Annotated in this window: 9 protein-coding genes and 1 pseudogene; 3 read left to right on the top strand and 7 right to left on the bottom strand. The window is 70.5% G+C overall.

The features are described from left to right. Positions 1-12: 12 nt before the first annotated feature. Together OHS82_RS42915 and OHS82_RS42910 are read right to left on the bottom strand one after the other, a co-directional pair. Positions 13-3,285 carry a helix-turn-helix transcriptional regulator gene (locus tag OHS82_RS42915; protein WP_328435996.1) on the bottom strand — a complete coding sequence of 1,091 codons (3,273 nt, stop codon included), beginning with the start codon at positions 3,283-3,285 and terminating at the stop codon, positions 13-15. A 1,475-nt stretch (positions 3,286-4,760) separates the two neighbouring features. Then, positions 4,761-5,540, bottom strand: coding sequence for a thioesterase II family protein (locus tag OHS82_RS42910; RefSeq protein WP_328435995.1), 780 nt, complete (start codon positions 5,538-5,540; stop codon positions 4,761-4,763). 204 nt (positions 5,541-5,744) lie between these two features. On the opposite strand from OHS82_RS42910, the gene OHS82_RS42905 reads away from it, so the two are divergent. Continuing rightward, positions 5,745-6,149 (top strand): hypothetical protein, encoded by a 405-nt coding sequence (locus OHS82_RS42905; protein ID WP_157876489.1) that lies wholly within the window; start codon positions 5,745-5,747, stop codon positions 6,147-6,149. A gap of 9 nt (positions 6,150-6,158) precedes the next feature. Here OHS82_RS42905 and OHS82_RS42900 read toward each other — a convergent pair whose 3' ends face one another. Together OHS82_RS42900 and OHS82_RS42895 are read right to left on the bottom strand one after the other, a co-directional pair. Continuing rightward, on the bottom strand, positions 6,159-6,593 hold the full coding sequence (locus OHS82_RS42900) for a transposase (RefSeq protein WP_443061843.1): 435 nt from the start codon (positions 6,591-6,593) through the stop codon (positions 6,159-6,161). A 14-nt stretch (positions 6,594-6,607) separates the two neighbouring features. Further along, the gene (locus tag OHS82_RS42895; RefSeq protein WP_328435994.1) at positions 6,608-6,850 is read right to left on the bottom strand and encodes a hypothetical protein; all 243 of its coding nucleotides are present in this window, start codon (positions 6,848-6,850) and stop codon (positions 6,608-6,610) included. A gap of 420 nt (positions 6,851-7,270) precedes the next feature. Between OHS82_RS42895 and OHS82_RS42890 the strand changes: the two genes are divergently transcribed. Further along, the gene (locus OHS82_RS42890; RefSeq protein ID WP_328435993.1) at positions 7,271-7,966 is read left to right on the top strand and encodes a barstar family protein; all 696 of its coding nucleotides are present in this window, start codon (positions 7,271-7,273) and stop codon (positions 7,964-7,966) included. 427 nt (positions 7,967-8,393) lie between these two features. Here OHS82_RS42890 and OHS82_RS42885 read toward each other — a convergent pair whose 3' ends face one another. Beyond that, positions 8,394-8,825 (bottom strand): hypothetical protein, encoded by a 432-nt coding sequence (locus OHS82_RS42885; RefSeq protein ID WP_057584813.1) that lies wholly within the window; start codon positions 8,823-8,825, stop codon positions 8,394-8,396. A 522-nt stretch (positions 8,826-9,347) separates the two neighbouring features. Between OHS82_RS42885 and OHS82_RS43680 the strand changes: the two genes are divergently transcribed. Beyond that, positions 9,348-10,202, top strand: coding sequence for a transposase (locus OHS82_RS43680; RefSeq protein ID WP_443061824.1), 855 nt, complete (start codon positions 9,348-9,350; stop codon positions 10,200-10,202). 161 nt (positions 10,203-10,363) lie between these two features. Here OHS82_RS43680 and OHS82_RS43675 read toward each other — a convergent pair. Further along, positions 10,364-10,537: pseudogene (locus OHS82_RS43675) on the bottom strand (transposase); the annotation flags it as partial. A gap of 306 nt (positions 10,538-10,843) precedes the next feature. After that, complete coding sequence (locus OHS82_RS42870) at positions 10,844-12,127, bottom strand: phosphatase PAP2 family protein (protein ID WP_328435992.1); 1,284 nt, start codon at positions 12,125-12,127, stop codon at positions 10,844-10,846. Between the last annotated feature and the right edge of the window lie 312 nt (positions 12,128-12,439).

The following is a 12,439-nucleotide window of genomic DNA, read 5'->3' as shown; positions in this document are numbered from 1 at the left end:
GGGGCGGCGGCGCTAGGGCAGGGCCGGTGAGGCCAGGACCGGCATGGCGGCGTCGGCGTCGAGGTCCAGGGGCAGATCGCGGCGCCGGGACACCTGCAGCTTGCGGTAGATGCGGGTGAGATGCTGCTCGACGGTGCTGGCGGTGACGAACAGCTGGGCGGCGATCTCGCGGTTGGTGTATCCGGCGGCGGCCAGCGCCGCGACGCGTCGTTCCGAGGCGCTCAGCCGCCCGGCCCGGCCCTCGCCCGGGGCGCCCGGGCCGGGGGGCGGCGCGCCGGGGGGGCGGCCGGGCAGTATCTCCTCGCACAGCGGTTTCGCCCCGCAGTCCGCCGCCAGCGTCCAGGCGCGCCGCACGAGGGCGCCGGCGCGGGCGCCCTCGCCGAGGGTCTGCAGGGCCCGGCCGAGGTCTGCGAGGGCTTTCGCCAGTTCCAGCCGGTCGCCGCAGGCGCGGAGTTCGGTTGCGGCCCGGGCCAGGGTGCGGGCCCGTTCGCGGGGCGCTTCGGTCGCCGCCCGCAGGCGCAGCGCGACGCCGTCCGGGCGTGGTCCCCTCCCGGCGGGCAGGGCCAGCTGCTCGGCGATCAGGGCGGTGGCCTCGTGGCGCCGTCCGGTGCGCAGGAGCGCCTCGGCGGCGTCGGTGCGCCAGGGGTGCTGGCGGGGACGGTCAAGGCCCCACCGGGCGGCGAGCCGGCCGGCCTCGCCGAAGGCGTCCAGGGCGGCCTCGGCGCGGTGGGTGGCCAGGAGGTACTGTCCGCGGGCGCGCAGCAGCGCCAGCGTGTGGACGGTGTGCGGCACGGTGTCGCCGTCCAGGGGTTCGAGGTGGCGTGCCGCCTCCTCGTAGCGGCCCATGGCGGTGAGCGCCATGACCTGGACGGCGGCCGGCGCGGTGCGTGAGCGGCCGCCGCGGCCGGTGACGGCCCGCACGGCCTCGGCGGCGGCCTGTTCGGCGCCGGCGAGGTCGCCCAGGTGCAGGAGCGCCTCGGCCTGCAGCGCCCCGTACACGGCGTGCCAGCCGGGGGCCCGGTGCCGGGCGGCGTGTGCGCGCAGGCGGCGGGCGAAGGCTTCGGCGCGGCGCGGCCGGCCGGTGTGGATGAGGGTGCGTAACGCCTGGGCGAGGGCGTCGTGGGTGGTGGGGCCGGCGGGAGCGGTGTCCAGGAAACGCTCGGCGTCGCGCGGGTCGTCGTCATGGCCGGGGTGCGTCCACAGCGCGGCACAGACACGCAGATCCCCACCACCGGGCGCAAAGTGTGCACCGCCCGGCGGAAGATGCGCACCGCCGGGCGGAAGATACGCACCGCCGGGCGGAAGATGCGCACCGCCGGGCGGAAGATGCGCACCGCCGGGCGGAAGGTGCCCGCCACCGGGCGGAAGATGCGCACCGCCGGGCGGAAGATGCGCACCGCCGGGCGGAAGGTGCGCACCGCCGGGCGGGAGGTGTCCGCCGCCGGGCGGAAGGTGCGCACCGCCGGGCGGGAGGTGTCCGCCGCCGGGCGGAAGGTGCGCACCGCCGGGCGGAAGGTGCCCGCCGCCGGGCGGAAGGTGCGCACCGCCGGGCGGAAGGTGCGCACCGCCGGGCGGAAGGTGCCCGCCGCCGGGCGGAAGGTGCCCGCCGCCGGGCGGAAGGTGCCCGCCGCCGGGCGGAAGGTGCCCGCCGCCGGGCGGAAGGTGCCCGCCGGGCGGAAGGTGCCCGCCGGGCGGAAGGTGCCCGCCGGGCGGAAGGTGCCCGCCGGGCGGAAGGTGCCCGCCGGGCGGAAGGTGCCCGCCGGGCGGGAGGTGCCCGCCGGGCGGGAGGTGCCCGCCGGGCGGGAGGTGTCCGCCGCCGGGCGAGGGGGGGTTCTCGCCCGGCGGGAGCGCGAACAGGTCCCGCGGCACGGTGGCGCCGGGTGTGCGGGCCAGTGCTTCGGCGGCTTCCTCGATGCGTCCCTGGGCGGTGAGGAGACGGGCCAGAAAAGCGGCCGCGGCGGGTGCGAGGCGGCCGGCGCGCAGTTCGGCCAGGGGTTCGTCAAGGTGGCCCTCGGCCGCCGCCGGGCTCATCTTCCAGGTGAGAGCGGCGAGTTGGAGAGCGATGTCGGTGCGGGTACGCGAGTCGGCCCGGTGAGTGCAGGCGGTGTGGGCGAGCTGGAGGCAGGCGGCGGCGCGTTCGCTCTCGCCGGCCGCCATGGCCTGACGGGCCGCTTCGCGCAGGGCCTGCACGGCCCAGTCCTCGTCGATGTCGCCGGCGGCGCGCAGCAGGCCGGCGACGGCGTCCGCCCGGGCCTGCGTCTCGTGCAGGACGCGGGCCGCCTGCCGGTGCAGCCTCCTGTGGGCGGCCGGCGGCAGGACGGCCAACGCCGCCGTGCGGGCCAGCGGATGACGCAGCCGGTGGCCGTGGGTGAGGCCCATCGCGGCGAGTGCGCCCAGAGCGGGCGCCAGACTCTCGGGTGAGGTGTGCAGCAGGCGCGCCGCCCGCACTGCGCTCGCATGATCGCCCAGGACGGCGAGCGCGCGGGCCAGACGCGCGACGGGAGCAGGACAGCGCCGCAGGCACACGCCGACGGCGCGGGCGAAGGGACCGCCCGGCTGCGGATCGCATCCGCTCTCGCCGAGCAGGGCCCGCACCAGCAGCGGATTGCCGCCGCTGGCGTCATGCACCCGGCCCACCAGCGTGTCCGGCGCCTGCCCGCCGGTGTGGCGGCGCAGCAGACGTGCGGTGTCGGAGCGGGCCAGCGGGCCGACCCGGACCCGGACCGTGGCGGGATGCGCCAGCAACACCGCCTCCAAGTCCGTACCGAGCGGCTGCGTGAGGTCGACCGCGAGCACGAGCAGCAGACCGCCCTCCCCGCCGGCACACGGCCGGGACCGGGCGAGAGCGGCCAGCCGGGCCTGGAACACGGCATCGGCGCGGCCCGCGTCATCAACACACCACACCCTCGCGGCGCGCGGACCGTCCGTATCGCCCGCGTCGTCCGTGTCATCGACACACCACACCGTCGCGGCGCGCGGACCGTCCGTATCGCCCGTGTCATCCGTGTCGTCCGTGTCGTCCGTGTCGTCGGGACACCACACCGCGGCGGCACGCGGGCCGCCTGTGCCGCCGGACACGGACAGAACGGCGGGACGCGCCGCACAGCCGGCGTCCACGACGAGCGCCCCACGACGTCGGGCCGTGTCGGCGCAGTACTCCAGCAACGCCGACTTGCCACAGCCCGGAGCGCCTTCCACCAGCACGACGCCGAAAGCGCCCCGCATACAGGCATCCAGTACGCCCTCGATACGGGTGCGCTCCCCGTCCCGGCCCAGCAGTGTCATGAACAGCAGACTAGGCAGCCCCGGCACACCGGTCCGGCGCCCGGACGGTGACCGCAACCTGCCATGCAACAACTCCCCCACCCCAGCCCGGCCGCCACCACCCGACGCCGGCCACCCCTACCCGGCCCCGGCCACGGCCACCCGGCACCACCCGACCCAGCCGTCACCACCCAGCGCGGGCCGGCACCACCCGACCCAGCCGTCACCACCCAGCGCGGGCCGGCACCACCCAGCCCAGCCGTCACCACCCAGCGCGGGCCGGCACCACCCAGCCCAGCCGTCACCACCCAGCGCGGGCCGCCGCCACCCAGCCCAGCCGTCACCACCCAGCGCGGGCCGCCGCCACCCAGCCCAGCCGGCACCACCCGGCCCAGCCGCCACCCGGCCCAGCCGCCACCCGGCCCAGCGCCGCCACGACGCAATGCGGTCGTGGCGGCGCGGCCACCACCCGCTCCCCCACCGAACTCGGCGACGCGCAGGTCCACCGATCGCCTCGTCCACGTCCGCCACACAGTGCAGGAACCCAGACGCCGCCGATACCGGCGCTGCCCAGTACCGGGGAACCGACAGCGCAAGTGCAGTGGGCGGCACCAGCGCCCGGAGGCCGACAGCGCCGACGCCGGTGCGCTGCCGGGGCACGGCGCCGACACCGGTGCAGGGCCCGCTGTTCCGGCAGGAGGGTGCGGGGCACGGCGCGCGCAGGGCCGGGGCCCCCGGCCGGGCCGGCCGGCAGTCCCCTCCAAGCGCCCGCCGTCGCACCGCGGGACGGGCGGATGAACGGCAAAACCCGGGACAACGATCCCCACACCACAGCGCAGCTGCTCGGACGATGATCCGCGCGCCACAGCGTTCCTGCCTGCACGACGACCCACGCCGGTGGCATGCCTATCGACGGGCAGACTCGCAATCCGCCCCACCGGCGAACAGTCGCGCCGGACGAAATCCCGCAGCCCCCGCGGCGACGAATGCGCACACAGCCGCAGACGACGATCCCCGCACCACAGCGCTCTTGCCTGAACGGCGACCCGCGCGCCACAGCGTCCCTGCCCGGCCGGCAGTCCACGCGGGTGGCATACCTCTCGACGGGCAGACTCGCGGTCCACCCCCACAGGCGGACGCCTCGCCGGACCGGATGCGCAGCCCACAGCTTCCGGGGCTGCGCGAGGACGGTGCGTGAACCGTTCACCGGACGGCCGCACGGCCCGCACCGCGCCCAGACACCCCCTCACCCCTCACCGACATCACCCACGTCACCCACGTCACCCACGTCACCCACGTCACCGATGATGATCAACCAGGGGCTGGAAGCGGGCCGCACCACCTCGACAACCCGCCGGCCGGCGGCCTCCCGCAGGCCCTGCTGCGTCGCCCGGGCCAGGGCCACGGTGGCCGCCGCGCGACAACCGACGACGGCGGCACAGAGTCCACCTGCCGAACGCCGTGCACCCTCTGCGGTCTGTCACGGCGTGGGCGGTTCAGCGGACGGCGGGCTGGGCGAGCCGGCCAAGATCCTCAGCGATGGCCGCGGTGACCGCGTCCTGCTGCGGGGTCAGGAAGAAATGCCCGCCGGGGAAACTACGGAACGTGAACAGACCGCTGGTGAAGTCCCGCCACGCCATGGCCTGCTCGAGACCGACCCGCGGATCGGACTCCCCCGTCAAAACACTCACCGGACAGCTGAGCGCAGCCCCCGGACCGCCAGGCCGGTAACGGTAGGTCTCGATCGCGGTGAAATCAGCGCGCATCGCCGGCAGAACCATCCGCAGGATCTCCTCATCGGCCAGCACCCCCGGATCCGTCCCGGACAACGCACTCATCTCCGCGATCAACGCCTCATCGCCACGCGTATGCACATCGCCCTCGGCATACACGTCAGGAGCACGCCGCCCCGACACGATGAGACCCAACGGCGGCCGCCCCGCCCGCTCCAACCGGCGCGCCGTCTCAAAACCCAGGATCCCGCCCATACTGTGACCGAACAAAACCAACGGCAGGTCGTCATAGGGCCACAGCACGTCGAAGATCTCCTCCACCAGAGCATCCACCGACGTCAACGCAGGCTCATGCCGCCGGTCCTGACGCCCGGGATACTGCACAGCCAACACATCCGCATACGCCGCGAGGACCCGCGAATAAGAGAAGAAAGACGACGCCGTACCACCCGCATGCGGCAGACACACCAACCGCACCGACCTGACCGCAACCGGATGAAAACGCCGCACCCACAGTTCTCCGTCACTGTCATGCATGCTCATGACCCCAGACCGTAGACCCACCCCATAAAGCCGAGCTTGCGCGTGTATCGGAAGTGGCTCTTGGAGCGGCTCGGCCTCTGCGCTTACAAACCTGTCTCGCAAGATCGGCAGCGGTTGATGGGCAGGTACTGGTAGTAGTCGGCCGTGGCAGGAGACTTGTGGACCCCAGCGATTTCGATGGTCGGTGTGGCTGTAGGTGGTGCGTTGACGTATCTGACCCAGCGGACGACGCAGCGGGCAGCTGACCGGGCTGAAGAACAAAGGCGTGTTGCGGCGCGGGCGGAGGAGCGACGTGCCGAGCAGATCAGGACCGTGCTGGAGTTCATCCGGTGCGCACTGGAGGCTGAAGGCGTGGCCCATGCGCGGCCGCCTCAATGGGAGGTCGGTGATGACTGGTATGTGACGGCCAGGCCGGCGATGGACGGTCTTCGAATAGCCGAGAAGAGCATCGAGTTGCTGTGTGCCCCTGGCCTTCACTCGCCGACGACCGCCTACGCCCGCGCTCTTAATCAAGTGGTCTGGCAGGAACGTGAGGAGGGGAGCCTGGCCGAGCGCCTGGAGCCGTTCAAGGCGGAGTTTCTCGCTGTGGCACGCCGTAGCCTGACCTGACGTCGCAGGTCACAGCCACTCGTTGATCGCAGCGACCGGTACGGTTGCCTCGTAGCGCACAGCCAACTTGTCGTACCTCGTGGCCACGGCCCGGTGCCTCTCGAGGCGGTTGATGCCGCATTCGACCGCGTGGCGCTCACGGTAGTCAACCGGGTCGAACTTCGGTGGCCGGCCGCCGCGAGAACCGCGCTTCTTGCGGTTGCGGGTTTGGTCGGCCTTGTCTGGGATGGTGCAGCGGATCCCGCGACGTCGCAGGTAGGCGCGGTTCTTCCGGGAGGCGTACGCCTTGTCGGCGCGCACTCGATTGGGTCGGGTGCGTGGTCGGCCGGGCCCGATGCGGGGCACGCGGACTTTCTCCAATACGGGCTCGAACTGCGGAGAGTCGCCGCGCTGCCCCGCCGTGATGACGATCGACATTTCCTTTTGCCGTTGCTCGACAGCCAGATGCAGCTTGGTAGTCAGGCCCCCGCGCGAGCGTCCGAGTCCGTGGTCGGCCGGTTCGACGGTCGTGCCGCCGGGCGGCTCCTTCTGGAGATCCCCCCTTTCAGCGCACCGGCGGCGTGCTGGTGGGCGCGGACGATGGTGGAATCGACGTTGATGTCCCAGTTGATCAGGCCCTTGGCCTCGGCCCGGCCCTGCAGTTCGGTGAAGATCCGCTGCCAGGTGCCGTTACGCTGCCACCGGCGGAAGAGGTCGCACACCCGGCCCCATGGCCGTACTCGACGGGTATGTCCCGCCAGGGGATGCCGGTGCGGACCCGAAACCGTATGCCGTCGATCAGTGAGGTTTTCTCAGAGGCCAACGTCTCTGCGGGATCCGGCGTGGCCGTCAACCGCATCAAGAAGATCAAAAGGCAGATCTACGGACGAGCTGTCTTCCACCTGCTGCGGAAGATGATCCTGCTGCAGTAGCCCAGCAATACAAGGACGGCGCCGAAGCTCAACCCTCCCGCTGGCCGTTCTCATTGAAGATGGTCATCGGCAGCCTCCTGACCTGGGCGGACGGTGCTCGTCGAGCACCATCTGCCCTCCTTTAATCGCTCGGGCTCCGAGCGAATGCCTGCAAGGATCTCACCCATGATGACCAAGCCCACTCTGACGGAACACCGCTCCCCATGGGTCGTGTTCACCTCCCCGGCCGACCCATGGCTGGCGTCGGAAACGGCCGCGCTCGTGCAGCGAAACGGTCTGGTCCTGCGGCTGGACGGCCGGGAAATGCGGGATCCGGCGTCCGTCTTCCGCACCTTCGCCCGGGAGCTGTCGTTCCTCGGTTACTTCGGCCACAACTGGGACGCTCTCGTGGACTGCCTTCACGACTGGCACGGTCCCGGCCACGGGAACCAGGGCCTCGCGATTCTGATCGAGCACGCGGACGACCTGCTGAAGTCGGACTTCCTCGGGGTGTTCGTATCGGTTCTCGCCCAGGCAGCCTGGCACTCCAACCTGCGCCTGGACGGCGACGGCGAGCTCGATGAGTGGCGGCAGCGTATTGCCCAGCACTTCGTCTTGCTCCTGGACCGCACTGCACCCGTTGTCTTCACGGAGAAGGCGGCCCGCGGCATGGACGTGGCGGTGGCGCTCTCAGACGGCCGCCTGCTCGCCACCCTGACCGACGACGACTGGCCCGGTGGAGATCCCGCATCCGCCCCCTGGACGGCCGGCCCGCTCTCCTTCGCGGACAACGAGATCCTCAGCGGCATGACCATCAAGTCCATCAAGCTGTTGCGAGACCACCTCGGCTGCTCGATCCACGAGGCCCTGGACATCCTCCAATCCCGCTCTGAGCACCTACGCCAAGAACATTCGGAGACTGAATAAGGGGCCGCGCCAGCCAACCAACTGGATTCGCTGAGTAGACCCCTCCACTGGACGAGATAGGACACCCCCACCCTCGAACGCTGCGATGACTCTCCGCGACGGCTCCCCAAGATCAGTGCCAGAACCCCGTTCTCATGGATAAAGTCACACCGGCCAGGACGCACCTGGAATCCCTGGACGCCGTCCGGACGGCGGACGACGTCCAGGACCAGGCCGAGGTTCTGACTGGTCCAGTCGGTGAGGTGGCCGGTGCAGCAGCCGTCGGCCCAGACCGTGTGGTGCCCGGCGTCAAAAATGCCCATGAAGGCGGCGTTCACGGTGCCGAAGAACTGGGACGGCGACGGCCCACCCGCATGGGTGCGGCCGGGCCGGTCGTCGGCAAGGTGTCGTTTTCGTCGGCATGGTGCCGGTGGTTCAGTAGTGTCTTTCAACTCTGTCGTGAAGTGTGAACCCGCGCCACGCCCCGGTTTTCGGGAGGGACACGACGTGGTGCGATTATCGCGATGGCGCCGAGCGTCACGGCCAGCGGGATCTCCGCGACAGCCGCAAATCCCACCGCGATGTACCAGTCAGTCCCGGCAAGGGCGGTCATCACGTCGAACCAAGCATCGAGGGCGAACAGCGTGGCAGCTGCGGAAGCGACCGGAGCCAGGTAGGCCGAGCGGGCGCGAAGCAGGATGGCGGTCGCGAGCAGCCCGAGGACTTCCAGAATGTCGAGTCCGATCCAGGAACTGGACCAGTTGCGCACCTCGGCGTGGCCGCGTGGTGCAGCTCCCATCTGGAAGATCCAGATGACAAGAACCACGGCGAGCGCCACGAACACCCGACATAACTGACGCGAGGACTTCTCGCTGAACATTGGCTGTTGACCCTTCGATCTTGAGGTCCGATCGCTCAAGTGTCCCGCCCCCGCGACTCGCTTTCCTCATCCCACGAGATGGCCCTGCGCCCAGGGGAGATCCGGGGGTTTCCCTGATGGAGGGTCGGGGTTGGCGGAGCGTCACCACGGTAGCCGGGCGGCAAAAACGCGCTCCGGGTCGAGCAGCGGCGCCTCTGCGGCGCCGCATGCTTCGACGCACCGGGTTCAAGAACTCCTCGTCGTTGGTCTGCGACATCTCAACCTTCCTGACGACTCGTCACGGGCATGGGCCCGCCGAGGCTGTCAGGAACAACAGGCTGGGGATCAGGAGCAGTTGGGGTTGATCGGCGATCAAGTCCAGCTCGGCGACAGTAACCGCCCCCCACTCGCGGCCGCGGCCGTCCGCCAGGGCGACACCTCGCCGACGTCCGGCCAGCGCGAGACGGCCGACGCCAGGCCCCGACCACCGCCGCGACCGCCTCCGCGAACGGCGTGGCCGTCGGCGCGGGTGGGACCGGATCGATGCCGGTCTCCACCAGCACCGTGAAGTACACGCGAACGTGCTCAGCCCTGTACTCGAACCGGCGCAGCCAGCCCCGCACCGTGTCCAACGGCCGCCCCAGTCGCGCGGCGATCGTCCTCGCTCCCGCCCCGGATGCCTTCCAGACCAGCGCGGACCCTATCACGTCCGCCAGATCCACCCGCCTGACCAGCACGAACACCGGAAGAAGCACACAGCGTCTGCACAGCGCACTTCGCGCATCGCAGATGCGCCATCTTCCCCTTGTCGAGGAGGCCATGGGGCGCCAGGCACTTGCGCTGCTGCGGCAGTTGGAAGCCGCGTGCGCGAGCGCCGATGATCTTGCCGAGGCTGCGGTGCAGGCGTTCGAGGCACATGCTGGTGCCGAAATCATCACCGGTTTCCCAGGGCTGGGGCCGCTCAGCGGAGCTCGGGTTCTGGCCGAGATCGGCGACGACCGGCCTCGGTTCGCCGACGCCAGAGGTCTGAAGGCGTACGCGGGTTCCGCCCCGGTCACCCGGGCCTGCGGCAAGAGCGTGTTCGTCGCGGCCCGCAGGGTGAAGAATCAGCGGCAGGCCGGCGTCGGCTATATGTGGGCCTTCTCAGCGATGGCCCATCCAGAGGGAGCGCGGGCTCACTACGACCGCCGACGTGAGGCCGGAGACCGGCACGCAGCCGCTCAGAGGAACCTCTTCAACCGGATGATCGGCTGCCTCCACCACTGCCTGGCTCACCATGTCCCGTTCAACGAGGCCGTAGCCTTCCCGACCTCGCGAGAACCCGTCTTGCCCTCGCCGCTTGACACGTTCTTCGCATCGGATGTCTTCCTGCCCGCATCGAAACCGCGTGACGTGTGAGCGACGGTGGCGTCCGCCTTCACCGACGGCGAGTCCACCACCACCGCACTCGGCTCCGGGCCACGGCCTTCGGCCCGGCGAACGACCTGGTGCAGGTGATCATGCAGCTCGCCCACCAGCCCGCTGTTCCGCCAGCGCGCGAAGCGGGCATAGACCCGCGGCCAAGGCGTAGAGTCCACACGCATCGCCCGACACTTGATGCCGTCGTCGACTAGATAGCGCACCGCGTCGATCATCTGCCGATGACAGCACCCCTCCGGCCGACCGCCTCGGCCCGCCAGCCGGCCCAAAACCGGCAGCAGATCCTTCACCACACCCCACTCGGCATCACTCATGTCCGAGCCATAACAAGGCTGACGCCCAGGCCGGTCGGCCGCGTTCCCGAACCTGCGAGCGAGACAACCACACCCACGAGTGCACGGACTGGACCCGGCAACCACTGCCACGCGGCACTTCGGCAACAGGGCCTCTTGCTCCTCACTGGACTCGACATCCGCGAGCTGCCAAGAGGCCCTTCCTCCATGCGTCTGCGCCGGCCGCCTCACCCGAACCAGGCCCCTGTACGATCCCCGCCGACCACCCGAGCGGACAGAGAACAGCCAGTGAGACGCCCTGCCTCACTCCTCCGGTCGCGCATCGGATCAGACCGGTTCGGGCTGCCGTTCGCGTGGGGGTTCCGGCAGGTGGGCCGGTACGGCCGTCAGCCGCGACAGCCTGGTGATCCGTACATAGCCGTAGACCACTGAGGCCGTTGCCACAATGAGCAGCGGGCCGAACACCCACGGATGGGCGGCCATCTCCGTCGACAGATAGCGGTAGGACGTCAAGAACGCAGTGAAGACCGCCGCGCCGTAGACGACGAACCGCTTCGCCGACCGGTCCCAGCCGCGGTCGAGCGAGCTCAGCGCCATATCGATCGTGAGGGTGAACACCACACCGGCGATGATGTCCGCGCCGTAGTGGTAGCCGAAGCCCAGCGTTGCGCCCAGAGTGGCGATCAGCCAGAACGCGCCTGCGAACCGCAGCACCCACGGGCCTTTGAGGGCATGGATGAAGATCGCGGTGGCCCATGCGGTATGCAGACTGGGCATGCAGTTGCGCGGGGTGATGTGGTTGAAAGGCATCGGCTGTGGAGTGCCGACCGGCGGCGGCGTGTCCGGCCACAGGTTGGCCACGGCCCAGTGCCCCCCGTCACCACCGTAGGCGAACACCGGTCCGACCACCGGGAAGATCATGTAGATGCCGGGTCCCAGCAGGCCGATGACCAGGAAGGTGCGCACCAGATGATGGCCCGGGAAGCGGCGCTCGACCGCCACATGGCGCAGTTGGTACAGCGCGACCGCGACCGCCGCGACCGCGAGCTGGATGTAGACCCATTCGAGAATGTGAGCGCCGACCGTGCCGGTGGCCACGACGATCCGGCCCGCCACCCACGACGGGTTGCCCAAGGCGTGATCGGCGGTGGCCACGTACTGGTCCAGCACCGTCGGGCGGGTCTTCGCCGTGATCAGCAGCCAGGCGAAGCCGGTCTTACGGCCGGCCACCAGCAGCAGGGCCAGTCCCACGCCCTTCAGCAGCAGGACACGGTCCTGTCCGGTTCGGCGCGTGACGGCGATGACACCGTAGGCCAATGTCACCCACAACGCACCGTTGCCGAACATCGTCTCGGCGCCGACAGCCCACCGCACGAGCCAGAAAACGACGTCGATGACGACCGCCGCGCCGAACGCGATGAACCGCTGGCGCCAGGTGAGCACCACCATCATCAACGCCATGCCGGCGTACAGCACGGTCCCCGACCTGGGGGCGAAGATCACCTCTCGCGCCTGGTCGGTGATCGGCCCCCGCTCGCCGTATCGGCGCGAGGCGATCTCCAGTGCGATGAGAAATCCGAGGCCCGCCACAGTCACCGCGACCCGCAACATACCGCGTGGTTGACGCCATGGAACTGCCCGAAGACGACCGCTTATTCGCTCGGAGCCCTGCATTACCCTAGATATCAATTTTTCAGCCGTTTTGTCATTTCAACATAATTCTCGTGAGCTCGAACATGTTAGCGGAGCGGGCGGCTTCGCTGATCCCCGATACGTCGAGCACAGCGATCGGCGCCACCCGCCCGAGGTTGCGGCTACCGGTTCGTCCTGAACGTTCGCCGGCGGAGCACGGTGGTATCGAAGGGCACCACCACCGTGCGCAGCCCGCCGAGATCGCGGTGGCCGGAGAGCTCCTGGACGATC

The organism is Streptomyces sp. NBC_00425 (assembly GCF_036030735.1).
GTDB lineage: Bacteria > Actinomycetota > Actinomycetes > Streptomycetales > Streptomycetaceae > Streptomyces.
The sequence above is the reverse complement of the archived record's forward strand: the minus strand, read 5'-3'. Positions and strand labels throughout refer to the sequence as shown.

What these genes read in the sequence shown, in the direction of transcription:
- OHS82_RS42915 (WP_328435996.1), bottom strand. Translation starts at nt 3,285, where the DNA reads ATGACACTGCTGGGCCGGGACGGGGAGCGCACCCGTATCGAGGGCGTA.
- OHS82_RS42910 (WP_328435995.1), bottom strand. Translation starts at nt 5,540, where the DNA reads ATGAGCATGCATGACAGTGACGGAGAACTGTGGGTGCGGCGTTTTCAT.
- OHS82_RS42885 (WP_057584813.1), bottom strand. Translation starts at nt 8,825, where the DNA reads ATGTTCAGCGAGAAGTCCTCGCGTCAGTTATGTCGGGTGTTCGTGGCG.
- OHS82_RS43680 (WP_443061824.1), top strand. Translation starts at nt 9,348, where the DNA reads ATGCCGGTCTCCACCAGCACCGTGAAGTACACGCGAACGTGCTCAGCC.
- OHS82_RS42870 (WP_328435992.1), bottom strand. Translation starts at nt 12,127, where the DNA reads ATGTTGCGGGTCGCGGTGACTGTGGCGGGCCTCGGATTTCTCATCGCA.